The organism is Sphingomonas metalli, assembly GCF_014641735.1.
Taxonomy (GTDB): domain Bacteria; phylum Pseudomonadota; class Alphaproteobacteria; order Sphingomonadales; family Sphingomonadaceae; genus Sphingomonas; species Sphingomonas metalli.
Genome location: NZ_BMIH01000002.1, coordinates 137,822 through 164,193 on the forward strand (window position 1 = coordinate 137,822; position 26,372 = coordinate 164,193).

The 26,372-nt window shown below is 69.6% G+C and carries 26 protein-coding genes and 1 pseudogene; 13 read left to right on the top strand and 14 right to left on the bottom strand.

Going from position 1 to position 26,372, the window contains the following annotated elements:
- Positions 1 to 37 precede the first annotated feature (37 nt).
- Positions 38 to 1,105 (top strand): DUF3667 domain-containing protein, encoded by a 1,068-nt coding sequence (locus tag IEX18_RS06815; RefSeq protein ID WP_188657992.1) that lies wholly within the window; start codon positions 38 to 40, stop codon positions 1,103 to 1,105.
- A 121-nt stretch (positions 1,106 to 1,226) separates the two neighbouring features.
- Here IEX18_RS06815 and IEX18_RS06820 read toward each other — a convergent pair whose 3' ends face one another.
- The 4 genes from IEX18_RS06820 to IEX18_RS06835 all read right to left on the bottom strand — a co-directional run bounded on the left by IEX18_RS06820 (position 1,227) and on the right by IEX18_RS06835 (position 4,588).
- Positions 1,227 to 1,991, bottom strand: coding sequence for a 3'-5' exonuclease (locus tag IEX18_RS06820; protein ID WP_188657993.1), 765 nt, complete (start codon positions 1,989 to 1,991; stop codon positions 1,227 to 1,229).
- A gap of 98 nt (positions 1,992 to 2,089) precedes the next feature.
- Positions 2,090 to 3,466 carry a phosphoglucomutase/phosphomannomutase PgmG gene (pgmG, locus tag IEX18_RS06825; protein WP_188657994.1) on the bottom strand — a complete coding sequence of 459 codons (1,377 nt, stop codon included), beginning with the start codon at positions 3,464 to 3,466 and terminating at the stop codon, positions 2,090 to 2,092.
- Between the two features lie 70 nt (positions 3,467 to 3,536).
- Positions 3,537 to 3,800 carry a J domain-containing protein gene (locus tag IEX18_RS06830; protein ID WP_188657995.1) on the bottom strand — a complete coding sequence of 88 codons (264 nt, stop codon included), beginning with the start codon at positions 3,798 to 3,800 and terminating at the stop codon, positions 3,537 to 3,539.
- Complete coding sequence (locus IEX18_RS06835; RefSeq protein WP_188657996.1) at positions 3,797 to 4,588, bottom strand: division plane positioning ATPase MipZ; 792 nt, start codon at positions 4,586 to 4,588, stop codon at positions 3,797 to 3,799. The genes IEX18_RS06830 and IEX18_RS06835 overlap by 4 nt, the downstream gene beginning before the upstream one ends.
- 81 nt (positions 4,589 to 4,669) lie before the next feature.
- Between IEX18_RS06835 and panC the strand changes: the two genes are divergently transcribed.
- Both panC and IEX18_RS06845 read left to right on the top strand, forming a co-directional pair.
- Entirely contained in the window at positions 4,670 to 5,512 is an 843-nt protein-coding gene (gene panC / locus IEX18_RS06840) for a pantoate--beta-alanine ligase (RefSeq protein WP_188657997.1), read from the top strand.
- A 65-nt stretch (positions 5,513 to 5,577) separates the two neighbouring features.
- A complete protein-coding gene (locus IEX18_RS06845; protein WP_188657998.1) occupies positions 5,578 to 5,853 on the top strand; it encodes an SEL1-like repeat protein in 276 nt (91 codons plus the stop codon).
- Positions 5,854 to 6,007: 154 nt separating this feature from the next.
- On the opposite strand, the gene topA is transcribed toward IEX18_RS06845, so the two are convergent.
- From topA to plsY, 4 genes and pseudogenes are all read right to left on the bottom strand, one after another.
- Positions 6,008 to 8,536 (bottom strand): type I DNA topoisomerase, encoded by a 2,529-nt coding sequence (gene topA, locus IEX18_RS06850; protein ID WP_188657999.1) that lies wholly within the window; start codon positions 8,534 to 8,536, stop codon positions 6,008 to 6,010.
- Positions 8,537 to 8,788: 252 nt separating this feature from the next.
- The gene (locus tag IEX18_RS06855) at positions 8,789 to 9,157 is read right to left on the bottom strand and encodes a DUF4440 domain-containing protein (RefSeq protein ID WP_188658000.1); all 369 of its coding nucleotides are present in this window, start codon (positions 9,155 to 9,157) and stop codon (positions 8,789 to 8,791) included.
- 68 nt (positions 9,158 to 9,225) lie between these two features.
- Positions 9,226 to 10,308 (bottom strand): annotated as a pseudogene (dprA, locus tag IEX18_RS06860) (DNA-processing protein DprA).
- A 10-nt stretch (positions 10,309 to 10,318) separates the two neighbouring features.
- Positions 10,319 to 10,921 carry a glycerol-3-phosphate 1-O-acyltransferase PlsY gene (plsY, locus tag IEX18_RS06865; protein ID WP_229664423.1) on the bottom strand — a complete coding sequence of 201 codons (603 nt, stop codon included), beginning with the start codon at positions 10,919 to 10,921 and terminating at the stop codon, positions 10,319 to 10,321.
- A 123-nt stretch (positions 10,922 to 11,044) separates the two neighbouring features.
- On the opposite strand from plsY, the gene murI reads away from it, so the two are divergent.
- Positions 11,045 to 11,842 carry a glutamate racemase gene (murI, locus tag IEX18_RS06870; protein WP_188658002.1) on the top strand — a complete coding sequence of 266 codons (798 nt, stop codon included), beginning with the start codon at positions 11,045 to 11,047 and terminating at the stop codon, positions 11,840 to 11,842.
- 112 nt (positions 11,843 to 11,954) lie between these two features.
- A complete protein-coding gene (gene hemA / locus IEX18_RS06875; RefSeq protein WP_308419327.1) occupies positions 11,955 to 13,196 on the top strand; it encodes a 5-aminolevulinate synthase in 1,242 nt (413 codons plus the stop codon).
- 37 nt (positions 13,197 to 13,233) lie between these two features.
- On the opposite strand, the gene IEX18_RS06880 is transcribed toward hemA, so the two are convergent.
- The 6 genes from IEX18_RS06880 to IEX18_RS06905 all read right to left on the bottom strand — a co-directional run bounded on the left by IEX18_RS06880 (position 13,234) and on the right by IEX18_RS06905 (position 16,966).
- On the bottom strand, positions 13,234 to 13,713 hold the full coding sequence (locus IEX18_RS06880) for a DUF3429 domain-containing protein (RefSeq protein ID WP_188658003.1): 480 nt from the start codon (positions 13,711 to 13,713) through the stop codon (positions 13,234 to 13,236).
- Positions 13,710 to 13,952: a hypothetical protein gene (locus IEX18_RS06885; protein WP_188658004.1), complete on the bottom strand. Its 243-nt coding sequence runs from the start codon at positions 13,950 to 13,952 to the stop codon at positions 13,710 to 13,712. Before IEX18_RS06885 ends, IEX18_RS06880 begins: the two co-directional genes overlap by 4 nt.
- Before the next feature lie 31 nt (positions 13,953 to 13,983).
- Entirely contained in the window at positions 13,984 to 14,691 is a 708-nt protein-coding gene (locus tag IEX18_RS06890) for an anti-sigma factor (RefSeq protein ID WP_188658005.1), read from the bottom strand.
- The gene (locus IEX18_RS06895; protein ID WP_188658006.1) at positions 14,681 to 15,256 is read right to left on the bottom strand and encodes a sigma-70 family RNA polymerase sigma factor; all 576 of its coding nucleotides are present in this window, start codon (positions 15,254 to 15,256) and stop codon (positions 14,681 to 14,683) included. The genes IEX18_RS06890 and IEX18_RS06895 overlap by 11 nt, the downstream gene beginning before the upstream one ends.
- A gap of 9 nt (positions 15,257 to 15,265) precedes the next feature.
- Complete coding sequence (locus IEX18_RS06900; RefSeq protein ID WP_308419328.1) at positions 15,266 to 16,591, bottom strand: metal-dependent hydrolase family protein; 1,326 nt, start codon at positions 16,589 to 16,591, stop codon at positions 15,266 to 15,268.
- Between the two features lie 84 nt (positions 16,592 to 16,675).
- On the bottom strand, positions 16,676 to 16,966 hold the full coding sequence (locus IEX18_RS06905) for a DUF1244 domain-containing protein (protein WP_188658007.1): 291 nt from the start codon (positions 16,964 to 16,966) through the stop codon (positions 16,676 to 16,678).
- 77 nt (positions 16,967 to 17,043) lie between these two features.
- Between IEX18_RS06905 and pyk the strand changes: the two genes are divergently transcribed.
- From pyk to IEX18_RS06945, 8 genes are all read left to right on the top strand, one after another.
- The gene (pyk, locus tag IEX18_RS06910; protein ID WP_188658008.1) at positions 17,044 to 18,507 is read left to right on the top strand and encodes a pyruvate kinase; all 1,464 of its coding nucleotides are present in this window, start codon (positions 17,044 to 17,046) and stop codon (positions 18,505 to 18,507) included.
- A gap of 81 nt (positions 18,508 to 18,588) precedes the next feature.
- Positions 18,589 to 19,356 carry a Crp/Fnr family transcriptional regulator gene (locus tag IEX18_RS06915; RefSeq protein ID WP_188658009.1) on the top strand — a complete coding sequence of 256 codons (768 nt, stop codon included), beginning with the start codon at positions 18,589 to 18,591 and terminating at the stop codon, positions 19,354 to 19,356.
- Positions 19,357 to 19,729: 373 nt separating this feature from the next.
- Complete coding sequence (locus IEX18_RS06920; RefSeq protein ID WP_188658010.1) at positions 19,730 to 20,482, top strand: peptidylprolyl isomerase; 753 nt, start codon at positions 19,730 to 19,732, stop codon at positions 20,480 to 20,482.
- The gene (queA, locus tag IEX18_RS06925; protein ID WP_188658011.1) at positions 20,479 to 21,504 is read left to right on the top strand and encodes a tRNA preQ1(34) S-adenosylmethionine ribosyltransferase-isomerase QueA; all 1,026 of its coding nucleotides are present in this window, start codon (positions 20,479 to 20,481) and stop codon (positions 21,502 to 21,504) included. Before IEX18_RS06920 ends, queA begins: the two co-directional genes overlap by 4 nt.
- Positions 21,505 to 21,560: 56 nt before the next feature.
- Positions 21,561 to 21,980 (top strand): DUF2946 family protein, encoded by a 420-nt coding sequence (locus tag IEX18_RS06930; protein WP_188658012.1) that lies wholly within the window; start codon positions 21,561 to 21,563, stop codon positions 21,978 to 21,980.
- Between the two features lie 135 nt (positions 21,981 to 22,115).
- Positions 22,116 to 24,284 carry a TonB-dependent receptor gene (locus tag IEX18_RS06935; protein ID WP_188658013.1) on the top strand — a complete coding sequence of 723 codons (2,169 nt, stop codon included), beginning with the start codon at positions 22,116 to 22,118 and terminating at the stop codon, positions 24,282 to 24,284.
- A gap of 16 nt (positions 24,285 to 24,300) precedes the next feature.
- Positions 24,301 to 25,686, top strand: a complete 1,386-nt coding sequence (locus tag IEX18_RS06940; protein ID WP_188658014.1) for a PepSY-associated TM helix domain-containing protein — start codon at positions 24,301 to 24,303, stop codon at positions 25,684 to 25,686.
- A gap of 100 nt (positions 25,687 to 25,786) precedes the next feature.
- A complete protein-coding gene (locus IEX18_RS06945) occupies positions 25,787 to 26,302 on the top strand; it encodes an EF-hand domain-containing protein (RefSeq protein ID WP_229664424.1) in 516 nt (171 codons plus the stop codon).
- The last annotated feature ends 70 nt before the right edge of the window (positions 26,303 to 26,372 follow it).

The following is a 26,372-nucleotide window of genomic DNA, read 5'->3' on the forward strand; positions in this document are numbered from 1 at the left end:
TCGCCTCGGGCCCGGCGGGCTGATAGAAGCCGTGGACATGACGGGGGAAATCGGGGCCGCCGGGGATCTGGCGATGGGGATGATGCTGGCGCATGCCGTAGAGCCGCATGACGACGCGCATGGCGGCGGCGCGGGCGGGATCTGCCTTAATTGCGGCACCCGCCGCGCGGGCGAGTTCTGCCATATCTGCGGCCAGTCCAGCCATGTCCATCGCAGCTTCGGCGCGATCGGGCACGAACTGGCCCATGGCGTCTTCCACTTCGAGGGCAAGATCTGGCGGACGCTGCCGATGCTGCTCTTCCGACCGGGCGAGCTGACCCGCCGCTACATCCACGGCGAGCGCGCCCGCTTCGTCTCCCCGCTCGCCCTGTTCCTGTTCATCATCTTCGTCCTGTTCGCGATGCTGAGCGTCATCGGCGCGCATCTCGAAATGCCTGAAATGGGCTCGCCCGAGGCCCGGAAGGCGAGGATCGAGATGGAGGCGGCGATCGCGCGCAACGGCGAGCAGCTCGCGCGCCTGTCGCAGCAGCGCGCCGCGACGCGGGACCCGGCGCAGATCAAGGCGCTCGACGGCAGGATCGCCGAGAACCGCCGCGAGACCAAGATGGTCGAGACGACGATGGAAACGCTCGGCGTGCCCGGCTTCGAGGGACTCGGGCAGATCCACACGGGCTGGAAGCGCCTCGACAAAGGGTTGGGCAAGGCGGCGGAGAATCCCAACCTCATCCTCTACAAGCTGCAATCGAACGCCTATAAGTTCGCCTGGGTACTGATCCCCTTTTCATTGCCGTTCATGTGGCTGATGTTCCCTTTCAGCCGGCGCTTCACCTTCTACGATCACGCGATCTTCGTCACCTATTCGCTGTGTTTCGTCAGCCTGTTCGGGATCGCGTTGAGCATGGCGGGGCTGTTTGCGATCAGCCCGGGGCTGCTCGTCTTCGTCGCGATGATCCTGATCCCCGTCCACATGTACAAGCAGCTTCGCGGCGCCTACGGCATCGGCCGCTTCGGCGCGCTGGTGCGCACCCTGCTGATGTTCGTGTGCGCGAATATGGCGCTGGTCTTCTTCGGCGCGCTGCTCGTGGGTCTGGGCCTTGTAGGTTAGCCAGAGGCGGCACGAGATCGACTTACCCTGCCCCGTTCATGTCGAGCACGATCGAAGGGCCTGAGATCCTTAGTGCTTCGACTCCGCCCGGCACGAACGGCCAAGCTGATGCCAGTCCCCACTATAGAAGCAGTTCCTGCGGGGTCAGGCGCCCGACATGGCCCCCGCCCCGGCGACGGGCCATCTCGGTCTCGGCAGTAAAGCGGATATCCGGGTCGCGATCGGTGAGGAAACCGATCAGGCTCTCCTCCTCGATTTCGCGCCATTCCTTACCGCGGTCGGGCCCGTAGCGGACGCGCGGCAACAGGCCCGGCTCGGACGACCACTGAATCAACTGCTCCACGCTCGCCTCGTTGAGCTGGTCGCGCAGATGGTGCGCGGTGACATAGGCGTCGGGAAAGGCACGGTGTACCGGCAGGCCGCGCTGATGATCGAGACCCTGAGGGCGCCGCCAATAGCGCAGCACCTGGTTCGAGAAGCTCGGGCTGTCGGGCCACAGCCGCAGCGCGCACTTCCAGGTGCAGATCCACTTCGCGCCATGGGTCAACGACGGCGTGCAGAACTGCTCCTCGAAGGCGGCCCGGTGGGCGGCGAGGGCGATGCGGCGCGGCCACGGATCGAGCACCGGCCGGGCCACGTCGTGCCACCAGCGGGCATCGGCGACATCCTCGTCGCGGATGTGGTGCACGGCCATAGTAATCGGTGGGATCGGCCGGCCCGGATTGACGAGGATATTGCCGCCCTCGCCATACAGTTCCCAGCGTCCGTCCGCGCCGAGCGCCACGTCCTGCCAGCCGACCTCGCAAACTCCATGGGCGGGCGGAGCGTTGCCCGTGGTCTCGAGGTCGATGACGCGGATGATCGAAGGCTGGGGGGCGGGAGGCATCGGGGCCTATGTGGGCGCTCGCAGGCGAAATTGCCAATGCGGTTTGCCGCGCGGGTCGAGCCTTGCCCTCCGCCCCCATCCTCCGCCCTATTGGCCCGTCACAGGCCGCTCGTCACGCCGACCCGCGCCAGATGGCCGCGGACGGTAGCGAGCAACCGGTCCAGCGCAGCCTCGTCCGTCGCCTCGGCGCGGACGGTGATCGCCGCCTGCGTGTTCGAGACCCGCAACAGCCACCAACCCTCCGCGTCGCGCACACGCACACCGTCGATCGTGTCCATGTCCGCGCCGGCGACGGCGAGCGTGGCGGCGACCTTCGCGACAGCGGCATGCTTCTGCTCGTCGGGCACCGGGATGCGCAGGTCGGGCGTGGCCGACATCGACGGCATGCCGTCGCGCACCGCCGCAAGCGAACGGCCCGATCGCGCGACCGCACCGATCAGCCGTACCGCGGCATAGAGCGCGTCGTCGAAGCCGTACCAGCCCGCTGCCTCGCCGAAGAAGATGTGGCCGGACATCTCGCCGGCCAGCGGCGCGGCATGGCGCAGCATCTCGGACTTGATCGCGCTGTGCCCGGTGCGGGTCATCAGCGGCCGGCCGCCGAGCGCGGCGATGCGATCGAACACCGTCTGGCTCGACTTCACATCGGCGATGATGGTGGCGCCGGGCCGGTCGGCGAGCAACGGTTCGGCGAGCAATGCGAGGATCATGTCGCCCGCGATCGTCCGCCCGGCGCCATCGACCGCCCCGATTCGGTCGCCATCGCCATCGAAGGCGAAACCGAAGTCGAGCGACCGCTCGACCACCAGCCGCTTGAGGTCGGCGAGATTCTTCTCTTCCGTGGGATCGGGATGGTGGTGCGGGAAATGCCCGTCCGGACGGGTGTAGAGCAGATGGTGTTCGCCCGGCAGGCGCGCGGTCAGCGCCTCGACCGCGGGGCCGGCGGCGCCGCTGCCGCAATCCCAACCGATGCGGAAGGGCCGCTCGGAGGCATCCTCGGCCAGCCGCGCGACGTAGCGATCGAGCATGCCGATCTCGTCGATCCGACCGCTTCCGTCCTCCCATTCGCCCGCCGCGGCCAGCGTCGCGAGTGCCGGAATGTCCTCACCCCAATAGGCTCGATGCCCCAACACCATCTTGAAGCCATTGTCGTCGGGGGGATTATGGCTGCCGGTCACCTGGATGCCGGCGTCGACGCCCATTACGGCCTCAGCGAAATACAGCATCGGCGAAGGTCCGAGCCCGATCCGCACGACATCCACGCCACTTCCGGCGAGCCCCTCGACCAGCGCCGTCTCAAGCATCGGCGAGGACAGCCGCCCGTCGCGCCCAACCGCCACCCGCTGGCCGCCCGTCCGCTTGACCACGGTCCCGAAGCTGCGACCGAGTGCGTAGGCGTCGGCGGCGAAGAGGGTTCGGCCGACCGTGCCGCGAATGTCGTAGTCGCGCAGGATCGCGGGGTGGAAACGATGGGCCATGGAACTCCGTGAGATGGGGTTTCTTTCGACCGCCCCTCCACCGCGAGGGGGGGGCTGATGGCATCGTCCCCTACTGCCCCCGCAGCAACAGATCGCGCGCGGCGTTGACGCGGCGCGCCAGATCCTCCGACCCGCCGCGATCGGGATGGACGCCCGCCAGCAGCCGCCGGTGCGCGGCGCGGATCGCGGCCTCGTCGGCCTCGGCGGACAGTCCCAGGACCGCGCGCGCCTCCGCTTTCTCCCATTCCGCGGGCAGCGGCCGGCGCGGCTTGGCGGACGGCCGGAGGAACTTCCAGGCCGCCCAGATCAGCAGGACGGCGACGATCCACTTCATGCGGCGGCCACCGGCAGCTCCGCATCGACCTCGGGCAGCTGGAGAGCCGCCATCATCTCGCGCAACTCCTGCCGCGCAGCGACATGCGCCAGACCCATCGCGCCGAACTCGCGGCTGTCGATCATCGTCAGTCCCTGCGGGAACAGCTCGCGATAGATCACGCGCTCGCCCAGACCGGGAATGACGCGGAAGCCCACGCGCTTGGACAGGTTGCTCAAGGCGTCCGAGACGCGGCGCATGTTGCGCGCCTCGACATGCTGCAGGCGGTTGCGCAGGACGACCCAGTCGATCGTCGTCCCGTCCGCCCGCGCCCGCTCCTTGCGCGCATCCCAGATCATCTCCGAATAGAAGGACGGGCGCGTGACCTGAAACGTTTCGGGATGGACCTGCCCGATCAGGTCGAAGTCGACGAAGCTGTCGTTCAACGGCGTGACCAACGTGTTCGACAGCGTCGCCGCGGTGCGCGCGAAATGATCGTCGCGGCCGGGCGTATCGACGATCAGGAAGTCGGTATCGGCGAGCAATCTGTACCACAGCTCCTGGAACCGATCCTCGCTCTCGCCGTCGTGCGTCGCATGGCGCGGCATGGGCAGCGCCACGCCCTTGCGCCGGATCGTCTCGGCGCGATTGTCCAGATAACGCCCGGTCGTGCGCTGGCGGTGGTCGAGATCGAAGCACGACACCCGCGCCCCCTTCGCGGCGAGCGCGATGGCGACATGGACCGCCGTGGTCGACTTTCCGGTCCCGCCCTTTTCGTTGGCGAAGACGATGATGTGTGGCGCGCTCATCGGGTCGCCCTGTTCCCTGTTGATCCGTTCGACCGCCCTCCATAGAAGCCTCGACCGCATGTTTCGAGGGGGTGTTTTCCCGTGTTGACCGTCCGTGATATTTCCGACCTTCGCCAGCAGCTTGGCGCCTGGCGAAGCGAGGGGGCGCGGGTGGCGCTGGTGCCCACCATGGGCGCGCTCCACGCCGGCCACATGGCGCTCGTCGAGGCGGCGCGGCGGCCGGGAACGCGAGTCGTCGCCTCGATCTTCGTCAATCCGCGCCAGTTCGCGCCCACCGAGGATCTGGCACGCTACCCGCGGCGCGAGGCGGCCGATGCGCGGCTGCTCGCCGAGGGCGGTTGCGACCTCCTCTGGCTGCCGCCGGTCGAGGTCATGTACCCGGCCGGGTTCGCGACCAACATCTCCGTCTCCGGCGTCAGCGAGGGCCTGGACGGCGCGGCCCGGCCCGGCCACTTCGACGGTGTGGCGACCGTCGTCACCAAGCTGTTCAACCAAGTCCGGCCCGACTTCGCCTATTTCGGCGAGAAGGATTATCAGCAGCTGGCCGTGATCCGGCGGCTGGTCACCGATCTCGACATGGACATCGAGATCGTCGGCGTGCCGACCCAGCGCGACGACGACGGGCTCGCCCTCTCCTCGCGCAACATCTATCTCGACGATGACGAGCGCGCCCGTGCCGTCGCCCTGCCGCGCGCGCTCGGGATCGCCGCGCGCGCGATCGGTCGCGGCGAGGCGCCGGCGGCGGTGCTCGCCGACGCGGAAGGGGCGCTGACCGCCGCCGGGTTCGAGGTCGACTATGTCGCGCTGGCCGATGCGGAGACGCTCGCCGGCGAACCTGCAGCGGACCGGCCCCGCCGGCTGCTCGCGGCGGCAAGGATGGGCACGACCCGGCTGATCGACAACGTGCCGATCGAACACGGTTAAGCCGTTAACCATTTGTCAGGCCGAATCGGTCCAAGACCATCGTCAACAGGATTGGGGATGGTTCTATGAACGACTTTTTGGCCCGCGCGGCCCGGGGGGATGGCGATGCCGCCTACGACCTCGGCATCTGCTATCAGACCGGCACCGCCGGCGTCGCGATCGACCTGATCGAGGCGCACAAATGGTTCAATCTCGCGGCGATCGCCGGGATGGAGGCCGCCCAGTTCGCGCGCGCGGAAGTCGCGAGCGCGATGAGCGCCCGCCAGATCGCCGCCGCCCAGGCCGCGGCACGCTCGGCCGCGCGCGGCTGGATGGCGCAGACGGAACAGCGCGCCGCTTGAGGCTTCCGCGTCGGGGGCGACGCGGGCTGACGGCGACGTTCGCAGATCTGGACGGTCATTCATCCGGATCGAACCCGGCGCCATCCCGGCGAAGGCTCGAATCTCCCGGTCAGAGCACGAGGCAAGAGCTGCCCGCCCGCAGCGACCTAATCCCCTACTGCTTCGCCGGCTTCTTCGCCGCGGCCTTCTTCGCCGGCGCTTTCTTCGCCGCAGCCTTCTTCACCGGCTTCTTCTTCGGCGCAGCGCTCGCCCGCGCGTCGATCAGCTGCGCCGCCTCTTCCAGCGTCAGCTGGTCGGGCGTGATTGACTTGGGCAGCGTCGCGTTCGTCTCGCCGTCGGTGACATAGGGGCCATAGCGACCTTCCATCAGCCGGATCTCGGCCCCGGTGCGGGGATGCGGCCCGAACTCCTTCAGCGGCGCCCGTGCCGCGCCCCGCGCAGGCCGGCCACCGCCCGCCGCCGCATCCGCCAGCTTGGCGACCGCCGCGTTCATCCCCGTCTCGAACACTTCGGCGGTCGATTGCAGCCGCGCATACTTGCCGGCATGCGCCAGATAGGGGCCGTAGCGACCGATCGAAGCGGTGATCGGCTCGCCCGTCTCCGGATGGTTGCCGATCGTCCGCGGCAGGCTGAGCAGCTTCAAGGCCCAGTCGAGGTCGAGATCGACATCCTTGGGGATCGACGCGCGCTTGGCCTCCTTGCCCTCGCCGAGCTGGATATAGGGACCGAAGCGCCCCGACTTGCGCTCGACCGGCAGCCCGGTCTCGGGATCCTGACCCAGCGTCTCCGGGCCGCTGTCCTCACCCGCCTCGCCTCCCTGCGCGAAGCGGCGGGTGTACTTGCACTCCGGATAGTTGGAGCAGGCGATGAAGGCGCCGAACCGCCCGCCGCGCAGGGACAGCTGCCCCGCCCCGCAATTGGGGCAGAGCCGCGGATCGCCGCCATCGGCGCGCTGGGGGAAGAGATAGGGCGCGAGGAACTGGTCGAGCTCGGCGGTGATCGCGCTCGGCTGCTGCTCCATCACCTCCACGGTGCGCGGCTTGAAGTCGCGCCAGAAGGCTTCGAGCACCGCCTGCCACTGGGCGCGGCCGCCGGACACGTCGTCGAGCTCCTCTTCGAGCCCGGCGGTATAGTCGTAGCCGACATATTTCTCGAAGAAGCGCTCGAGGAACGCGGTTACCAGCCGGCCGCTCTCCTCGGCGAAGAAGCGGTTCTTCTCGACCCGCACATAGGCGCGGTCCTTCAGCGTCTTGATGATCGAGGCATAGGTGGAGGGGCGACCGATCCCCAGCTCCTCCATCCGCTTGACCAGCGAGGCTTCGGAGAAGCGCGGCGGCGGCTGGGTGAAATGCTGTTCGGCCTCGACGCTCTTGCGCGCCGGCGCATCGCCTTCGCGCAGGCGGGGCAGCCGACGCGATTCCTCGTCGGCCGAATCGTCCTGCCCCTCTTCGTACAGCGCCAGATATCCGGGGAAGAGCACCACCTGCCCGGTCGCGCGCAGCACGTGCCGGCCGGTGCCCTCGGCCAGTTCCACCGTGGTCCGCTCGAGCCGCGCCGACGCCATCTGGCTGGCCAGCGCGCGCTTCCAGATCAGCTCGTAGAGGCGTGCGTGATCGCCGCCGCCGACCCGGTCCTTGCCGAAATCGGTCGGACGGATCGCCTCGTGCGCTTCCTGCGCATTCTTCGCCTTGGTCTGATATTGCCGCGGACTATCCGGCACATAGCCGCCGTCGTAGCGCTCCGCGATCGCCTTGCGCGCGGCCGAGATGGCGCTGCCGTCCATCTGCACGCCGTCGGTCCGCATATAGGTGATCGCGCCGTCCTCGTAGAGGCCCTGCGCGATCCGCATCGTGTGATCGGCGGAGAAGCCGAGCTTTCGCGCCGCCTCCTGCTGCAGGGTCGAGGTGGTGAAGGGCGGCGGCGGGTTACGCGTGGCGGGCCGCGTCTCGACCGACTGGACCGAGAAGCGTCCTGCCTCGACGTCCGCCTTGGCGGCGAGCGCGTCGCCCTCGTTGCCGATCGACAGCCGGTCGAGCTTCTTGCCCTGCCAGGTCACCAGCCGCGCGGTGAACGGCGTGCCGTCCTGTTCCAGCATGGCGGTGACCGACCAATATTCCTGCGCGCGGAACGCCTCGATCTCGCGCTCGCGGTCGACGATCAGCCGCAGTGCGACCGACTGGACGCGGCCCGCCGACTTGGCGCCCGGCAGCTTGCGCCACAGCACCGGCGACAGGGTGAAGCCGACCAGATAGTCGAGTGCCCGGCGGGCGCGATAGGCGTCGATCAGGTCGGTATCGAGCTCGCGCGGCGCCTGCATCGCGCTGGTCACCGCCTGTTTGGTGATCGCGTTGAAGGTAACCCGCTGGACGTCCTTGGGCAGCGCGCGGCGGCTCTTCAGCACCTCCTGCACGTGCCAGCTGATCGCCTCGCCCTCCCGATCGGGGTCGGTCGCCAGGATCAGGCGGTCGGCCGACTTGGCGAGATCGGCGATCGCCTTCAGCTGCTTGGCCTTGTCGGCGTAGTTCTCCCAGTCCATTGCGAAGCCGTCGTCGGGATGCACCGACCCGTCCTTCGGCGGCAGGTCGCGGACATGGCCATAGCTGGCGAGCACGCGGTAGTCGGCGCCGAGATATTTCTCGATGGTCTTCGCCTTGGCGGGCGATTCAACGATGACGAGCTGCATGGAGGTAGACGGGTCTCTCTTACGTGTACGCGCGAGGGTGGAGAGACCCGCCTCTGATCGTCAAGACCTCCTCCTGAAGCGATCGTTGCAAAAGTGCAGGCGGCATCCCGAAAGCGACGTCACCCCGGACGTGTTCCGGGGTCCACCGTGCCGCCAAAACAACGGAATGAGCGTACGCGGATCGGTGGATGCCGGAACAGGTCCGGCATGACGCATGTTTTTCGTGACGATCCCCGTCAGCGGACGGTAGCTTCAGGCCTTGGCGACTGCGGCGAGCGGGGGCGTCTGCTGGTGCTGGACGACGCGCCAGACCTCATGTTCCAGCCGGCGGATGGTGGAGGTGCAATGCGCCTCATAAGCCTCGCCATCCTCCTTCGCCGCCCGGGCATGATAGGCGATCACGATCAGGCCCTCCTGCGGGCGCATGATCTGGAGGTCGGCCAGCTCCACCGTCGTCCAGCGAGGCGTGTTCGCCACCGCCTCGATCGCCTGCGCGCCGGTATAGACATAGGGCGGCTGGGGCAGGACCATGACGACCTCGTCGTCCACCAGCTCGCGATAATGATCGGCATCGCCGGTCCAGAGGCTTTCCTCGAAAGCGCGGACGCGATCGTCTTCCATGCTGTATCTCCCGTCGGTCGAGCGGGCCAAGCGTTCGGGCGCCGCGCCCGGTTCCGCGCGGAACCCGGCTAGAGCGAAAGGCTTACGCGTCCTCCCGCATGCCGCTCCAGCCGGCCGGCCAGCTCGAGTTCGAGCAGCACCATCTGCACCGCCGCCGGCGACGCCTGGGACTGGCGGACGATCTCGTCGACCGCGACCGGCACGGGGCCGAGCAGCGCCGCGATGTGCCGGCGCGCCGCGTCGTCCGGCTCGCCGGCGGTCGCCGCAGCGTAGCGGCCGGCGGGCGCTCGCACCGCACGCGGATCGATCGGGCGGATCTGCTCCAGCACGTCGGCCGCGGTCTAAATCAGTATCGCGCCCTCCCGGATCAGCAGGTTGCAGCCCTGCGCCCGCGGATCGAGCGGGCTGCCCGGCACCGCCATCACCTCACGCCCCGCCTCGGCCGCGAGCCGCGCGGTGATCAGCGAGCCCGAGCGCGGCGCCGCCTCGACCACCACGGTGCCGGCGGCGAGCCCGGCGATGATCCGGTTGCGGGAGGGGAAGTGGCGGGCGAGCGGCTGGGTACCTGGCGGTTGCTCGGCGATCAGCAGGCCCCGGCTCGCGACGTCTTCCTGCAAGGCCGCATTCTCCGGCGGGAAGCCGATGTCGATGCCGCTCGCGATCACGCCGATCGTACCGCCCGCCAGCGTGCCCTGATGGGCAGCCGTATCGATCCCGCGCGCCAGGCCCGAGACCATGATGGTGCCCTGGGTCGCCAGCTCCTGCGCCAGACCGCGCGCGAAGCGGCATGCGGCGGCCGAGGCATTGCGGGCGCCGACGAGCGCGACGCATGGCCGCATCGCGAGCGACAGGTCGCCGCGCCAGGTGACGGCCGCGGGCGCGTTGTCGAGTTCGGCGAGCAGCGGCGGATAGTCCGGGTCGTCCAGGAAGAGATAATGCGCGCCGAGCCGGGCCGTCTGCGCCATCTCGCGCTCGATCGCGGCGGGCTGCGGCGGGACCGGCGCATGCCCCCCGCCCCGCCCCGCCAGCATCGGCAGCGCCGCCAGCGCCGCCTCCGCGCTGCCGAAACGGGCCATCAGCTGTCGATAGGCGACCGGTCCGATGCCGTGCGTGCGGATCAGGCGCAGCCGGTCTGCGATCGGGTCGGCCATGCGGGGGCGGTCAGCGCCTGCGGCCGATGCGCGGCTCGGTGCCGGCGAGCAGCCGTTCGATATTGTCGCCGTGCTTCCAGATCACGATCAGCGCGAAGCCGAGGAAGAGCAGCACGAGGTCGAACCGGCCGAACAGCGCCGCCGCGACCGGGGCGCCGACCGCCGCCGCCATTCCCGCGACCGCGGAGATCCGGACGGTCGCGAGCAGCCCGAGCCATATGGCGGCATAGATCAGCCCGGATGGCCAGTGGAGCGCGACGACCACGCCCATCAGCGTCGCCACGCCCTTGCCGCCGCGAAAGCGCAGCCAGATCGGATAGCAATGGCCGACGAACGCGCCCACCGCGCCGAGCGGAGCATGGCCCGGGAACAGGGCACCCGCCAGCCATACCGCTGCCGCCCCTTTCAGCAGATCGAGCAGCAGCGTCGCCGCGGCCAGTCCCTTCCGCCCGGTGCGCAGCACGTTGGTCGCGCCGATATTGCCCGAGCCGATCTGCCGCAGGTCGCCCGCGCCCGCCGCCCGGGTCAGCAGGATGCCGAATGGGATCGAACCCAGCAGATACCCCAGCAACAGCGCCAGCGTCGGTGCCGTCCAAAGAATGTCGGTGTGCAAGCGACCCCCTAGTTCCTTGGCACCAGCATAGCCGAGGCGGCGACGTTCACCAAATGATCTCTGTTTACGCGCCGCCACGCGGAGACGATTGACGCGGTGGGGCCAGACCGGCATCGCCCGGCCATGGCCGACGACCGCCCGATCCTGTTCTTCGATTCCGGCGTCGGCGGCCTGTCTGTAGTTGCGCCGACCCGCGCCCTGCTGCCGCAGGCGGGGATCGTCTACGCCGCCGACAGCGCCGGCTTCCCCTATGGCACGAAATCGGAAACGGAGATTGCCGCGCGCGTCCCGGCACTGCTCGGCCGGCTGGTCGAGCGCTATCGGCCGCGGCTGGTGGTGATCGCATGCAATACTGCCTCCACCATCGCGCTGCCCGCTGTGCGCGCGGCGCTCGACCTGCCGGTGGTCGGCACCGTCCCGGCGATCAAGCCCGCCGCCGAAACGAGCGTGACGCGGACCATCGGCGTGCTCGGGACAGAGGCGACGGTGCGCCAGCCCTATGTCGACGATCTCGCCGCGCGCTTCGCCGGCGATTGCACGGTCCTGCGCCATGGCTCCGCCGCCCTGGTCGAGCTGGCCGAGGCGGCGCTGGCAGGCGACCCGCCGTCGCACGACCGCGTCGCGGCCGAACTCGCGGGCCTGTTCGGCCAGCCCGGCGGGCAGCGGATCGACGTGATCGTCAACGCCTGTACTCATTTCCCGCTGCTCGTGCGCGAGATGGCAACGGTGACGCCGGCCGGCGTCAGGTTCGTCGACGGCGGGCCCGGCATCGCCAGGCGTATCGCGCATCTGACGGAAGGGCAGGACTGGCCGAACCTGCCGCCCGTCCACCGCCTCGTCTTCACCCGGCTCGACGCACGGGAGAGGCGGATCGCGGCAGGGCTGGCCGCGCAGGGTTTCGACCTCCCCGAAAGCCTCTAGCGCCTCGTCCCGCCGGTGACCGGCCCTGGGACAATTTGTCCAGCCCCGCCGATCACTGTGAGCGACGGATCATGCTGGAAAATGAGGGCTGCCCGCGATACATGCCGTCGCCATGACCAGCGACGGCACGGATGCGCGCGTGGACTATGCCCGCGTCTTCACTCAGGCGATCGACCGCCTCCATGCCGAAGGGCGCTACCGGGTGTTCATCGACATCCTGCGCAACAAGGGCGCCTTCCCCAATGCGCGCTGCTTTGCCGGGCATAACGGCCCCAAGCCGATCACCGTCTGGTGCTCCAACGACTATCTCGCCATGGGCCAGCATCCCAAGGTGATCGCCGCGATGGAAGAGGCGCTGCACGATGTCGGCGCCGGCTCTGGCGGCACGCGCAACATCGGCGGAAATACGCACTATCACGTCGATCTGGAGGCGGAACTCGCCGACCTGCACGGCAAGGAGGCGGCGCTGCTCTTCACCAGCGGCTATGTCTCCAACGAGGCGACGCTGGCGACCGTGGCGAAGATCCTGCCGGGCTGCATCATCTTTTCCGACGAGCTCAATCACGCTTCCATGATCGCGGGCATCCGCAATGCCGGGTGCGAGAAGCGGGTGTTTCGCCACAACGATCTTGCGCATCTGGAGGAACTGCTCGCCGCCGAGGATCCGTCCGCGCCCAAGCTGATCGCGTTCGAAAGCGTCTATTCGATGGAGGGCGACGTCGCCCCGATCGCCGCGATCTGCGATCTTGCTGACAAGTACAACGCGCTGACCTACCTAGACGAGGTACACGCCGTCGGCATGTACGGGGCGCGCGGCGGCGGCATCTCCGAGCGCGACGCGGTGGCTCATCGCCTGACGATCATCGAGGGAACGCTGGGCAAGGCGTTCGGCGTGATGGGCGGCTATATCGCCGCCGACCGTACGATCATCGACGTGATCCGCTCTTACGCGCCGGGCTTCATCTTCACCACCAGCCTGTCGCCGGTGCTGGTGGCCGGCGTGCTGGCGAGCGTCCGCCACCTGAAGGGCTCGAGCGTCGAGCGCGAGGGGCAGCAGGCCGCCGCGACGACGCTGAAGACGATGCTGAGCGATGCGGGACTGCCGGTGATGCTCGGCGAGACCCATATCGTCCCGGTGATGGTCGGGGACCCGGTCAAGGCGAAGAAGATCAGCGATATCCTGCTCGCCGAATACGGCGTCTACGTGCAGCCGATCAATTATCCCACCGTCCCCCGCGGCACAGAGCGGCTGCGCTTCACGCCCGGCCCGGCGCATGACGAGGCGATGATGCGCGACCTGACCGACGCCCTGGTCGAGATCTGGAGCCGGCTGGAGCTGAAGAAGGCGGCCTGAGCAAGAGCAGGTCTCCGCCGAACTGCGGACTGTTTCCTCACCCGCCGAACAGTATCCCCGCCACGATCGTCAGCCCGCCCAGCCCCACCGACAGCGGCACCCGCAGCGTCATCCATCCCTCCGGCGCCTCGCCCGTTTCCGCCAGCCGCCGATCCACCAGCAGGGTCAGCAGGATCGCGCTGCCCAGCACCACCGCCGGCCAGGGCGACGGCAGATGCGGCAGCTTCCATGCGCCGGCGATCACCGTCCCCAGCGCAACCAGTGACGGCACTACCGCGAAACCCGCCAGCGCCCCCTGTCCAGCCTCGCGCCGCATCGCGAAGCCCCACCAGATCCCGCCGAGGAAGCTGAGGATCAGCGCGCCGTACAGCATCGCCAGCCAATAGCCGGTGAGCGCCAGCACAAAGCCCAGATCGCCCACCGAGCGCCGCGCGAGGACGATGAGGAGCACCGCCACCGCCTGCGGCAGCAATCCCGCGAAGCCGAGCATCCGCGCCACCGGGCCGACGCGCATCATATCTCGATCACGATCGTCGCATCCGTCCCCGGCACCGTCAGCGGCTCGCCGACCCGGATTACAGCGCGGTCAGCATAGGTGTCGCCCGCCGGCCCCGCCATCGCATGGACCGTCGCCGCACCCCTGACCAGCTCGACGCGCAGGTCCGAATATGCGCCGGCATCGACCATGCGCAGGAACTCGCCGGCAGTGAAGCCGGCAAAGGCCGAGGGCGAGGCAGGATGGGCGGCCCTGTTCACCGGCCGCATCTACCACAAGGCCGATCGGTCGTCACACCGCCGCCAACGCACCGGTGGCGATCACGGGACCGGTCGGCTTGCCGGTGGGCGAGCCGCCGGGGGGCTCGACCGAGATGGCGAGCGTGACGCCCGGCGTCAGACGCACACGATCGCCAGGAGACAGCGGCAGCACGACGGCCTGGGCCGCCAGCAACCCGAGGGGATGCGGCACGCCATCGCCGCCGATCGCCCAGAGCTGCGCCGCCCGCCCTGCGGGCACGCGCGGGGCCGCGGTCAGGCGCAGCGCACCGGAGCGCGGGTCGAACGACGCCGCCACTGCCGCCTGCTCCCCGGCGATCGCCGCGACGAGCGGCGCGGGCGGCTCCACGACGACCGGCGGCGGCACCGGCGCATTCGCTCCGCCGATCCCGCCACCCTGCGCGACGATGACGAGCAGGCAGGCGGCAAGCGCGCTGCTTGCGATCGCAAGCACCGGCCATGGGAAGCGGCGGCGTGGCGCGGGTGCGACGCCGTGCAGGCTCGCGTCGATCCGCTCGATCAGCTCGGGCGGCGGCGCGACCTCCGGCCAGAGGTCGAACAATTGCGCAAAGCGCATCCGCCAGTCCTCGACCTCGGCTGCGAAATGCGGCTCGGCGAGGACCCGGCGCAGCGCCGCCGCCCGCTCCTCACCCTCGAGCAGACCCAGGGCGAGCTCCGCGGCCGCGACGTCCGGTTCGGAAGAGGGCGCTTTAGTCGTCACGGCTCAGACAATCCTTCAGGCGCGCCAGCCCGCGGCGGATCCAGCTCTTGGCAGTGCCGGCCGGCACGCCCTGAGCGGCCGCGATGGCGTTGTAGGTCATTCCGTCGAAAAAGGCCGTGCGGATCGCGGCACGGGTACGAGGCTCGAGTTCCTCCAGACATTCCAGCAAACTGTGGCGTTCGCCGTCCGCGACCAGCATCGCCTCCGCATCCGGCGCAGGGTCGGCGATCTCGGGCGCTTCGGCCATCGGCGCGGCACGGCGGCTGCCTTCCGCGCGCCGCCAGTCGATCGCGCGGTTGCGGGCGATCGTGGCGAGCCAGCTGATCGGGCTGGCCCGCCCCGGCTCCCAAGCGCCGGCGCGCCGCCAGATCAGGAGATAGACGTCGTGCAGCACATCCTCCGCGGCCTGTCGTTCGCCACAGATACGCAGGACGATGCCGAACAGCTTCGCCGATGTCAGGCGATAAAGTTCGCGGAACGCGGCACGATCCTCGCTGCCGGTGGCGATCAGGGTCGCGGCGAGATGGGCGCGGGCATCGTCACTGGCGGTGCGGCGGAGGGGCATGTTCCGGGCTCAGCCGACCTTCGGCGCCTTGGCGACCAAGCCGCGGTGCATGACGAACTCGACCTTCTCCAGCCGCCGCACGTCGTCGAGCGGCGAGCCGCTGACCGCGATGATATCCGCCGCCTTCCCCGGTACGATCGTGCCGAGCCGGTCCGACTGGCCGAGCAGATCCGCCGCGGCGACCGTCGCGGTGCGGATCGCCTGCATCGGGGTCATGCCGATCCTCTCGACGAGCAGCGCGAATTCCTGCGCATTGTCGCCGTGCTTCGACACGCCGGAGTCGGTGCCGAAGGCGAATTTGACACCTGCTTTGAAGGCACGCCGGTGGCTGTCGACCATCGCCGCCGCGGCCGCTTCCGCTTTCGGGATCGTCGCGGGCGGCAGCGCGCCGCTGCGCGCCTGCGCCAGCGCGGCGACAGGCGCGATCTCGGTCGGCACCAGCCAGGCGCCGGTCTTCTTGAGCAGCGCGATCGCCTCGTCGTCGAGGAAGCTGCCATGCTCGATCGAGTCGACGCCCGCGATCAGCGCGGCCTTGGTCCCGTCCGCGGCATGGCTGTGCGCCGCGGCCTTGCGCCCCAGGCCATGCGCCGTCTCGACGATCGCGCGCATCTCCTCGGGCGTGAACGCGCGGCCGAGCCCGCCCGACACGTTGGACAGCACGCCGCCGGTCGCGGTCAACTTGATCACCTGCGCGCCCAGCCCGACCTGCCGGCGCACCGCACGGCGGCAGTCATCGACGCCGTCGCACGTATTCTCCACCGAGCCGGCCATCGCGTGCGCATAGGGCTCGGCGATGCCGTTCAGCGGATCGCCATGGCCGCCCGTCACCGAGATCGGCATGCCGGCATTGACGATCGTCGGCCCGTCGACGTCCCCGCGGTCGATCGCATCGCGCAGCGCGCGGATCCCGCGCGCATCCCCGCCCAAATCGCGCACCGTGGTGAAGCCCGCCATCAGGGTCGCCCGCGCATTGCCCGCGCCGTACAGTATGTCGTCCGCCGGCTCGGTATTCAGCGCGGTCAGCCGCGCGCGCATCGGGTCGCCGCCGATCCCGAGCAGATGGACATGGGCATCGATCAGGCCGGGCAGCACGAACCTATCCCGCAGGTCGATCACCGTCGCCCCTGCCTCCGGCGTCGCGAAGCCGTCGCGCACCTCGGCGATGCGGCCGTCGCGCACGACGATCGTGCTCGCGCCGCGCGGCCGCTCGCCCGGACGGTCGAGCAGCTGCCCTGCCAGGATGTAGGTGACCGGAGAGGCCGGCGGGGCGAGCTGCGCCGCCACCGGAGCGGCGAGCGCCAGCAGCGCGGCGGCGGTGATCGTGCGCAGCATCATGTCCATCCCCCCATCGCCGGTTTCAGCCCGGCCCGATCCGCTAAGGGATAGAGGCTATTGGCAAACGGGCAAGGGCGTTGAGCCTCAACCGTTCCTCTTCACGCTCTCGGCCATCCGCGCCAGCTGCTCGGGCGTCGCCTCGGTCTGATGCCGCGCCTTCCATTCGGCATAGGGCACGCCGTAGATCGCCTCGCGCGCGGTCTCGCGGTCGAGCCCGCCGGCTTCGCCGACCCAGTCCGACAGGCAGTTGCGACAGAAGCCGGCCAGGCCCATCAGCTCGACATTCTGCGCGTCGGTGCGGTGGCGCAGATGCCGCACCAGGCGGCGAAAGGCGGCGGCGGCGACGGCGTCGTCGATATGGTCAAGCGGGTCCATTCGTATGCTCCGAGGTTGATCCCGGCCCAATAGCGGCTAGACAGCGCCCTGCATCCCCCAAGGAAACGCTCGTATCCATGACCAAGGCCCTTGCCCCCCGCTCGCGCAAGATCCGCGTGCTCGCGACGCTCGGCCCCGCCAGCAACTCGCCCGAGATGATCGCGACCCTGTTCCAGGCGGGCGCCGATGCCTTCCGGATCAACATGAGCCATGGCGACCAGCAGTCGAAGATCCCGGTGATCCAGGCGATCCGCGCGCTGGAAAGCCGCTTCCGCCGCCCGACCACGATCCTCGCCGATCTGCAGGGACCGAAGCTGCGCGTCGGCAAATTCGCCGATGGCCGCGTCGAGCTGGTCACGGGCTCGACCTTCGTCCTCGACCGCGACCCGACCCCGGGCGACGCGACCCGCGTCGAGCTGCCGCATCGTGAGATCTTCGAGGCGATTGAGCCGGGCGCGCGCCTGCTGCTCGACGACGGCAAGCTGGTGCTGCGCGTGGCCGAGCACGGCCCCGACCGGATCGAGACGCTGGTCGAGGTCGGCGGCCCGCTGTCGAACAACAAGGGGCTCAACGTTCCGGACGTCGTGCTGCCGATGGCCGCACTGACCGAGAAGGACCGGTCGGACCTCGCCTTCGCGGTGGAACAGGGTGTCGACTGGATCGCCCTGTCGTTCGTCCAGCGCCCCGAAGACCTGATGGAAGCGCGCGGGCTGATCAAGGGCAACGCTGCGCTTCTCGCCAAGATCGAGAAGCCCGCCGCGATCGAGCGGCTGGAGGAGATCGTCGAGCAGTGCGACGGCGTGATGGTCGCGCGCGGCGACCTCGGCGTCGAACTGCCGCCCGAGCAGGTGCCGCCGCTCCAGAAGCGCATCGTCGAGGTGTCGCGGCGGATGGGCCGGCCGGTCGTGGTTGCGACCCAGATGCTCGAGTCGATGATCAAGTCGCCCTCGCCGACCCGCGCCGAGGTGTCGGACGTGGCGACCGCCATCTATGACGGTGCCGACGCGATCATGCTGTCGGCGGAGAGCGCGGCGGGCGACTGGCCGGTGGAATCGGTCGCGATGATGAACGCGATCGGCCAGTCGGTCGAAAGCGATCCGGCGCATGGCGACCGCGTCCACTTCACCGTGATGCGTCCCGACCCCACCACCGCCGACGCGCTGGCAGAGGCGGCGAAGGGCATCGCGCGGACGGTCTCGGCGAGCTGCATCATCTGCTTCACCTCCTCCGGCTCGACTGCGCGCCGGATCGCGCGCGAGCGGCCGTCGGTGCCGATCCTCGTCCTCACCCCGCGCGCGGAGACGGCGCGGCGGCTCGGGCTGCTCTGGGGCACCCATGCGGTGCATACCCGCGACGTGGAATCGTTCGAGGAGATGGTCGCCAAGTCGAAGCGGATGGCGCTGCGCCACGGCATGGCGAAGGCCGGGGACCGCGTGGTCGTGATGGCGGGAGTCCCCTTCCGCACGCCGGGCTCGACCAACGTCGTCCATGTCGTGCAGCTGACCGGCGACGAGCTGAAGAACTATATCGGCGAGGGCTGATTTTTAGGTGTAGACGACGGCGACCGTACAAAAAGCGATGGTCGCCGTCCGCCACCGTTGCGGGGGCAAAATGACCGTGGCATGACGTGCCGCATGCCGTTCTCCTCGCCGGCCGGCACGCGTAGTGCCTTGACCATCCGGCTGTCGCATTATCTGCCGCTCACCGCCTCCGAGGCCGCCGCGATCGAGGCGGCGCAGGGTCCGCGGCGCAAGCTGATCGCCGGAGAGGCGCTGCTCGACGCAGGCGGTCCGGTCGACTCGCTGTTCGTCGTCCAGCAGGGCTGGCTCCACTCGTCGGTGCGGCCGCCCGTCGGCGGTCGGCAGATCTTGAGCTTTCACTATCCGGGCGATCTGGTCGACAACAGCTCGATCGCCTGGGCCAGGGCGCCGACCACGCTGACCGCGGTCAGTGACTGCATCGTCAGCGATATTTCCAAGAAGCAGCTCGGCGCGCTCCTCGCGCAGCATGGCCGCATCGCGGGCCTTCTCTACGCCGTCGCAGCTGCGGAGGCGATGGCGATGGCCGACCGGCTGACGTCGATCGGCCGGATGAACGCGATCCAGCGGCTGGCGACGCTGATCCTCGACATGCTCGCGCGGCTGCGGGTGACCGCTGGCGGGGTGGTCGACAGCTTCGACCTGCCGCTGACCCAGACCGATCTGGGCGATGCGCTCGGCCTGACCAAGGTGCACGTCAACCGCACGATGCGCGAGATGGAGGAGCGTGGGATGATCGCCCGCAACGGCCGCCGCATCCGCATCTGCGACGAGGCGGCGCTGGTCGGCTTCACCGGCTTCGTCGACCGCCACGCGACCATCGCGACCGATTGGCTCCCGCCGCCGCGGTGAAGGCCGGCCGACGGCCATCTGCGCTATTTCCTTACCTTTACTTCGGTCGTCACTCGCCCCCAGGCGGAACATAGGTGAAGGTCGCGACATCGCCGATTTCAATGGTCATCCCGGACCCGTTCCGGGATCCACCGTTCCGCGGGATCAACGGCTTGTGCGCTTGCGGTGCCGTGGATGCCGGAACACGTCCGGCATGACGGGGGCGACTAGCGCAAAGGCTTCGCCTGCGCTGGGTGACGAATGAAAGGTCGTCATGGAGCTTCTCCAAAGATTCAGCCCCCATCCGACGGATCGTTCCGTCGACGAACGTTCAGTTTGGCGCAAGCCGCGAATTGCTCTAAAGCGCGGCGCGATCCCCCAAGAGTGGAACTCCATGCGTCTTTTTGCCGGTCTGTTCGCGTTTGCCGCCTGTCTCGCCTCACCCGCGCTCGCCGCCAAGAAGGACACGCCCGCCCCGCCGCCCGCGCCCGCTCCCCGGGCCGAGCCGCCCGCGATGACCGACAAGGAAAACCTGCTGCTGCTCGATCTGTCGACCGGCGGCCGGGTGACGATCTGGCTGCGCCCCGATGTCGCGCCGAAGATGGTCGCACAGGTCAAGACGCTGACCCGTCAGCATTTCTATGACGGACTGACCTTTCACCGGGTGATCGACGGCTTCATGGCGCAGGGCGGCGATCCCAAGGGCGACGGCACCGGCGGCTCGACGCTGCCGAACGTTCCGGCCGAATTCAACTATCTCCCGCATGTCCGCGGCGCGGTTTCCGCCGCGCGCGCCGACGACAAGAACAGCGCCAACAGCCAGTTCTTCATCGTCTTCCAGCCGCGGCTCGCGCTGGACAAGAAGTACACCGTGTTCGGCCGGGTGATCGACGGCATGCAATATGTCGATTCGATCGAGCGGGGCGAGCCGCCGCAGAACCCCAGCCGCATCCTCCACGCCTTTATCGCCTCGGACAATCCGCCGGCCTATGTCGCCGCCCCGCCGCCGCCGCCCGCCGATCTGGGCGCGCCGGTGACGCTTCCCGGCACCGGCGCGCCGGCCGGCACCGCTGCGCCGAAGAAGGCCGCGCCGGCCGCCGCCGCCCGCAAGGCTCCTGCAGCAAAGCCGGCGCAGCCCCGCCGTTGAAGGTCGATCTCTTCGACTTCGTCCTGCCGCCCGACCGGATCGCGCTCCATCCCGCCCAGCCGCGCGATACGGCGCGGATGCTGGTCGTCGATGCGGCCGGCCTGCACGACCGCACGGTGCGCGACCTGCCGGCCAGCCTAAGGCCGGGCGACTGCCTGGTCTTCAACGACACGCGCGTCATTCCGGCCCAGCTGTCCGGAACGCGGGGCGCAGCCCGGATCGCGGCGACGCTCCACAAGCGCGAAGGCGCCCGTCGCTGGCGCGCCTTCGTCCGGGGCGCCAAACGCCTGCGCAACGGCGACGCGATCGACTTCGGCGCGGGCGTGTCCGCGATTAGCACCGCGCGGGGCGAGGATGGCAGCTGGGCCCTGGACTTTGCCGGCGACGAGCCGGTCGAGCTGCTGCTCGAGCGGGCCGGCACGATGCCGTTGCCGCCCTATATCGCGCAGAAGCGCGGGATCAGCGCGCGCGACGCCGACGACTATCAGACGATGTTCGCCAACGAGCCCGGCGCGGTGGCCGCGCCAACCGCGGCGCTGCACTTCACCCCGGAACTGATGGCGGCCCTTGCCGATGCGGGGATCGCGCACGAGACGCTGACGCTGCATGTCGGCGCGGGCACCTTCCTGCCGGTCAAGGCCGAGGATACGGCAGACCATCGCATGCACGCCGAATGGGGGCGGATCGATGGCGCCACCGCCGATCGGCTGAACGCGGTGCGCGCCGGCGGCGGCCGGGTGATCGCGGTCGGCACCACCTCGCTCCGCCTGCTGGAGAGCGCGACGGGCGCGGACGGGACGATCAGGCCGTTCGAGGGCGATACGGCGATCTTCATCACGCCCGGCTACCGCTTTCGCGCTGTCGACGGATTGATGACCAACTTCCACCTGCCGCGCTCGACGCTGATGATGCTGGTCTCGGCGCTGATGGGGATCGACCGGATCAAGGCCGCCTACGCCCATGCAATCGCGCAGGAGTACAGATTCTATTCCTATGGCGACGCATCGCTGCTGATCCCCTGATCGACATCACGCGTCCTGCTGGTGACAGGGGGTTGCGGGCGCGGTAGGCGCGGGCGGTGCACGTCTGCCGCCGCCTGATCGCGAACCCGCACCTCGCCGCGCTCCTGTGCGCGCTGACGCTGTTCGTGCGGCTGCTCGTGCCGAATGGCTATATGGTCGGCCAGGACCATGGCCGCGTAACGATCCAGATCTGCTCGGGTACGCAGCCGCGCAGCATCGCGATGGCGCTGCCCGGCATGTCCGCCATGCATCACGGCGGCCAGGAAGACCGGGGCGGCGAGCATGACGGGCGGCCCGACATGCCCTGCGCCTTTGCCGGGCTCGGTGTGGCGACGCTCGGGGCAGCGGGGCCGGTCCTGCTCGCGGCCCAGATCGCTCATGTCATGGCGGCGGGTCTCGGACCCGATGCGCCTTTCTCCCCCGTGGCGCGGCTGTGGTTGCGTCCCCCCCTGCGCGGACCGCCCGCACGCGTCTGACCGCTGCCCGCGCCGCCGCGCACGGGCGCCCTGCATCGCTCCGACACACTGCGGCCGCCCTGACAACGGGGACCGTCGGCCGTGCATGTCGGAGTGGCCCGGGTCGAAGAGACCCGCGAGCGAAAGTCTGTATCCATGTTCCGTTTCCCGTCCCTGGCCGGCGCTGCGGCGTCGTGCCTGCTCCTGCCCCATCCCGCCGCCGCGCAGACGCGCGATGCCGGCCCCGATATCCTCGTCACCGGCGAGCGCGACGACGCGGGGCTGGACCGGCCTGCCCCGGTTGCCAGCCGTACCGGCCTCACCGCGCGCGAGACACCGGCGACGATCGACAGCGTCACCCGCACGCAGATCGAGGCCAAGGGCCTGCGATCGGCCGTCGAAATCTATGACAGCGTACCCGGCGTCGTGGCGGGGCTGCTGCCCGGCGAGCCCGCCAGCGCCACCATCCGCGGCTTTTCCACCGGCGCGGTCTCCTACCTGTTCGACGGAATGCGGGTGGCGGATTCGGCGATCCTCAACCGCAACTACGACAGCTTCAACTTCGAGCGGGTCGAGGTGCTCAAGGGCCCCGCCTCGATCCTCTATGGCGATGGCGCACTGGCGGGCGCGATCAACCTCGTCCCGCGCAAGCCCGATCCTAATGCCGCCCATATCGACGCGCTCGCCAGCTATGGCAGCTTCGACACCGTGCGGCTCGGCGCGGGGCTCAACCTGCCGCTCGGCGGAGGGGCCGCGGTGCGAAGCGATCTCGGCCTGTCGCGCAGCGACGGCTATGTCGCGGACACGCGGACCCGCACGATCCAGTCGACCAACAGCCTCCTCCTCGCCCCCGCGCCCCGCCTGACGATCCTGCTGGCGATCGACGCGTTCCAGGATCGCAATCGCACGCCCTATCAAGGCGTACCGCTCGTGCCGGCCGCCGCCGCGCGCGATCCGTCCGGCCGCGTCACCGGCGCCAATCGCTATGTGCTCGACCGGGCGATGCGCGACGAGAACTACAATGTCCTGGACGGGCGCATGGATTCGGACAGCGTCTGGGGTCGGGGGCGGGTCGCCTATGATCTGGGCGAGGGCTGGCTGCTGACCGACGAGGCGCATGTCTATCACGGCAAGCGCGAATGGGAGAATTCGGAGGATTTCACCTTCGATCCCGCGAGCGGCCTGCTCGACCGGACGACGACCAAGATCTGGCACGATCATGACAGCTGGTCGAACCGCGGATTCCTGACCGGCGCGGTCCGGCTCGCCGGGTTGCGCAACCGGATCAACCTCGGCGCGGAGTACAATCGCACCCGCTTCACCACGCTGCGTCGCTTCGGCGAGACCAGCCCCGTTACCCTCATCGATCCGATCCGCGGGCTGTTCCCCATCGACACCGCCGCCAACTATCCCGGCACGGGCAATCGCGCGAACTTCACCTCGCGGGTCAGCAGTTGGGCGCTGTTCGCGGAGGATGCGGTCGACCTGTCCGACCGCTGGCTGGTACTGGGCGGGCTACGCTACGACCGGATCGCGCTGCGCCGGCAGGTCGATGACCTGAACGCAGCGACCACCACCCGTTTCGGGCGCAACTATAGCGCCCTCTCCGGACGGTTCGGCAGCGTGTACAGCGTCACGCCCGCCACGCAGCTCTACGCGCAATACAGCCATGCGGTGACGCCGGTCGGCTCGCTGCTTCTCGCCAATGTGGTGCGTGCCAGCGTAGACCTGACCCGGGGCGATTCGCTCGAGGGCGGGGTCAAGACGAAGCTGCTCGGCGACCGCCTGACCCTGACCGCGGCCGGCTATTGGATCCGCCAGTCGGGCATCCTCACCCGCGATCCCGCCCGCCCGTCGGTCCAGGTCCAGGGCGGCGTCCAGTCCTCGCGCGGGATCGAGCTGGCGGCGACCGGCGCCCTGTCCCGCCGCTGGAGCTTCGACGCCAACGGCGCGCTGCTCCGCGCCCGCTACGACCGGCTGACCGGCGCCGGCGGGGTCGATCTGGCCGGAAACCGGCCACCCAATGTGCCGCAGCGGCTGGCCAATCTTACCCTGTACTGGACCGCGGACCCGTTGCCGCTGACGATCAGCGGCGCGATCCGCCATGTCGGCGACCTCTATACCAGCCCGGCCGACCGGGTGCGGGTGGCAGGCTATACGCTCCTCGATGCGGCAGTCAGCTACCGCCTCGGCCACGCCACGCTGGCCGTGCGCGGACGCAATCTCGCCAACCGCTTCTATGCCTTTTGGTCGGGCTATGGCGAGCAGCAGGTCTATGTCGGCGCGCCGCGCGGGGTAGACGTCACCCTGTCGAGCCGGTTCTGAGGGAAAGGGACGCAGCATGGCCTCCACCACGCCCGCCGATACCGCCCGCGCCTATCGCGCAATCTGGCGCTGGCATTTCTATGCCGGGCTGATCGTCGCGCCGTTCCTGCTGATCCTCAGCGTCACCGGCGCGATCTACCTGTTCAACGACGAGATCGAGGATGCATTCAGCCCGGCGCGGCGCTTCGTCCCTGCGGTCGTCACCCCACTGCCCCCGTCACGCCTCGTCGCCGCGGCCCTCGCCGCGGTGCCGGGCAACGCGACCCGGATCGACATGCCCGCCGCGCGCGACCGGCCTGCGCTGGTCTTCGTCACGGCCACCCACGGCCCGCCGCAAAGGGTGGCGGTCGATCCGGGCAGCGGCCGGGTGATCGGTCGCTTCGTCTACATCCGCACGCTGGTCGGCATCGCGGACACCGTCCATGGCTCGCTGATGCTGGGGCAGGTGGGAGAGGTTCTGGTCGAGCTCGCCGCCGGCTGGGCGCTCGTGCTGATCGCCACCGGCCTCTATCTCTGGTGGCCGCGCGGGCGGCGGGGGCTTGCCGGTCTGCTCTATCCGCGCTGGACCGCGAGGGGACGGGTCTTCTGGCGCGACCTGCATGCCAGCACCGGTGTGTGGACGATCGCGCTGATCGGCTTCCTGCTCCTGACCGGCCTGCCCTGGGCGGGGGTGGAGGGTCCGTTGCTCCAGCGGAGCAGCGCCGCCCTCGGCATCGGCTATCCGGCCTCCCATGCCACCGCCGGTGCCCCGCATAGCGTTCCGATGAAGACCGCACTGGGCACCGCGCCCTGGACGCTGGAGCCGATGCCGATGCCGGTCTCCGGCTCCGGCGGCCATGCCGCCCACGGGATGGCATCGGGGCGGGTCGACGCCGCCGCGATCGCCGGGCTCGACCGGATCGCTGCGACGCTGGCCCGCGAGCATGGCCTGTCCGGGGGCTATCGGCTGTTTCCTCCGGCCGGGCCGACCGGCGTCTATACCGCCTATACCTATCCCGACCGGCCCGAGGGGCAGCGGAGCCTCTATTTCGACCGCTATACCGGCCGGCTGATCCGTCAGGTCGGCTTCGCGGATTACGGCCCCGCGGCCAGGGCGATCGAGATCGGCGTCCAGCTTCACATGGGAAATTATTTCGGGCGCGCGAACCAGGTCGTGATGCTGGTGCCCTGCATCGGCATCGTCCTCCTCGTCGTCAGTGGCGTGACCATGTGGTGGAAGCGCCGGCCCGCCGGGCGTCTGGCCGCGCCGCCACGGGAAGGGGCAGCGCGGCTCGGCGGCGCCGTCGCGATCCTGCTCGCCGCGGGACTGGTCCTGCCGCTTCTCGGCCTCTCGATCCTGGCTGTCTGGCTGGTCGACCGGGCGGTGCTGGCGTTCGGGCGGCGCGCGAAAGCGGTTGCCTGACCGGGGCCGCGAGCGGCATAGCGGCGGCTCGTTCCGGGCCACTGGCTCTGGGGGAGTACGATGTGCGTATGATGGGATCGCCCCGTAACGGGGTCCGCCGATGATGGTCGCCGCGCTCCTGCTGCTGCAGGCCGCCGCCACGCCGCCGCCGGGATCGGACATCGTTGTTCGGGCGCCGGCCACCCCGTTCGGCCAGACGCCGGCGACGATGGTGATCGAGCCGGTGGCGATGATGATCGCGACGCTGGACGCCGATGGCGACGGCGAGACGACGCGAAGCGAGATGATCGAGGGCGTGCGCCACTCGTTCGAGGCGATCGACACCCAGCATCGCGGCTCGCTCGGCTATATCCAGTTCGCGGACTGGGCGGAGAAATGGCTGGGCGATCGCAACGCCCTGCCCAGTCCCTTCGACGTCGACCGAGACGGCGACAACCGCATCACGCTGGACGAGCTGCAGGCGCATTTCGCCAAGCTCTTCTCGCGCTTCGACGCCAATCGAGACGGCGCGATCAGCCGCAGCGAGACACTGACCGTGCGCGCCACCCCGGCCGACCGCAACGGCCCCACCGCACCGCGACCGCCCACCGGCGAGCGGCGCAAGGGCGGACGTTGACGATTCGCCAATCCCGGAAACGTCATCCCAGCGCAGGCTGGGATCTTCAGCGATCCGCAGCGCCCTAATC

Bases quoted from the DNA above. Each gene is read 5' to 3' on its own strand.
- IEX18_RS06815 (WP_188657992.1), top strand. From the start codon at position 38: ATGACGGGGGAAATCGGGGCCGCCGGGGATCTGGCGATGGGGATGATG.
- IEX18_RS06820 (WP_188657993.1), bottom strand. From the start codon at position 1,991: ATGCCTCCCGCCCCCCAGCCTTCGATCATCCGCGTCATCGACCTCGAG.
- pgmG (WP_188657994.1), bottom strand. From the start codon at position 3,466: ATGGCCCATCGTTTCCACCCCGCGATCCTGCGCGACTACGACATTCGC.
- IEX18_RS06830 (WP_188657995.1), bottom strand. From the start codon at position 3,800: ATGAAGTGGATCGTCGCCGTCCTGCTGATCTGGGCGGCCTGGAAGTTC.
- IEX18_RS06835 (WP_188657996.1), bottom strand. From the start codon at position 4,588: ATGAGCGCGCCACACATCATCGTCTTCGCCAACGAAAAGGGCGGGACC.
- IEX18_RS06845 (WP_188657998.1), top strand. From the start codon at position 5,578: ATGAACGACTTTTTGGCCCGCGCGGCCCGGGGGGATGGCGATGCCGCC.
- topA (WP_188657999.1), bottom strand. From the start codon at position 8,536: ATGCAGCTCGTCATCGTTGAATCGCCCGCCAAGGCGAAGACCATCGAG.
- IEX18_RS06855 (WP_188658000.1), bottom strand. From the start codon at position 9,157: ATGGAAGACGATCGCGTCCGCGCTTTCGAGGAAAGCCTCTGGACCGGC.
- murI (WP_188658002.1), top strand. From the start codon at position 11,045: ATGGCCGACGACCGCCCGATCCTGTTCTTCGATTCCGGCGTCGGCGGC.
- hemA (WP_308419327.1), top strand. From the start codon at position 11,955: ATGACCAGCGACGGCACGGATGCGCGCGTGGACTATGCCCGCGTCTTC.
- IEX18_RS06880 (WP_188658003.1), bottom strand. From the start codon at position 13,713: ATGATGCGCGTCGGCCCGGTGGCGCGGATGCTCGGCTTCGCGGGATTG.
- IEX18_RS06895 (WP_188658006.1), bottom strand. From the start codon at position 15,256: ATGCCCCTCCGCCGCACCGCCAGTGACGATGCCCGCGCCCATCTCGCC.
- IEX18_RS06900 (WP_308419328.1), bottom strand. From the start codon at position 16,591: ATGATGCTGCGCACGATCACCGCCGCCGCGCTGCTGGCGCTCGCCGCT.
- IEX18_RS06905 (WP_188658007.1), bottom strand. From the start codon at position 16,966: ATGGACCCGCTTGACCATATCGACGACGCCGTCGCCGCCGCCGCCTTT.
- pyk (WP_188658008.1), top strand. From the start codon at position 17,044: ATGACCAAGGCCCTTGCCCCCCGCTCGCGCAAGATCCGCGTGCTCGCG.
- IEX18_RS06915 (WP_188658009.1), top strand. From the start codon at position 18,589: ATGACGTGCCGCATGCCGTTCTCCTCGCCGGCCGGCACGCGTAGTGCC.
- IEX18_RS06920 (WP_188658010.1), top strand. From the start codon at position 19,730: ATGCGTCTTTTTGCCGGTCTGTTCGCGTTTGCCGCCTGTCTCGCCTCA.
- IEX18_RS06935 (WP_188658013.1), top strand. From the start codon at position 22,116: ATGTTCCGTTTCCCGTCCCTGGCCGGCGCTGCGGCGTCGTGCCTGCTC.
- IEX18_RS06940 (WP_188658014.1), top strand. From the start codon at position 24,301: ATGGCCTCCACCACGCCCGCCGATACCGCCCGCGCCTATCGCGCAATC.
- IEX18_RS06945 (WP_229664424.1), top strand. From the start codon at position 25,787: ATGATGGTCGCCGCGCTCCTGCTGCTGCAGGCCGCCGCCACGCCGCCG.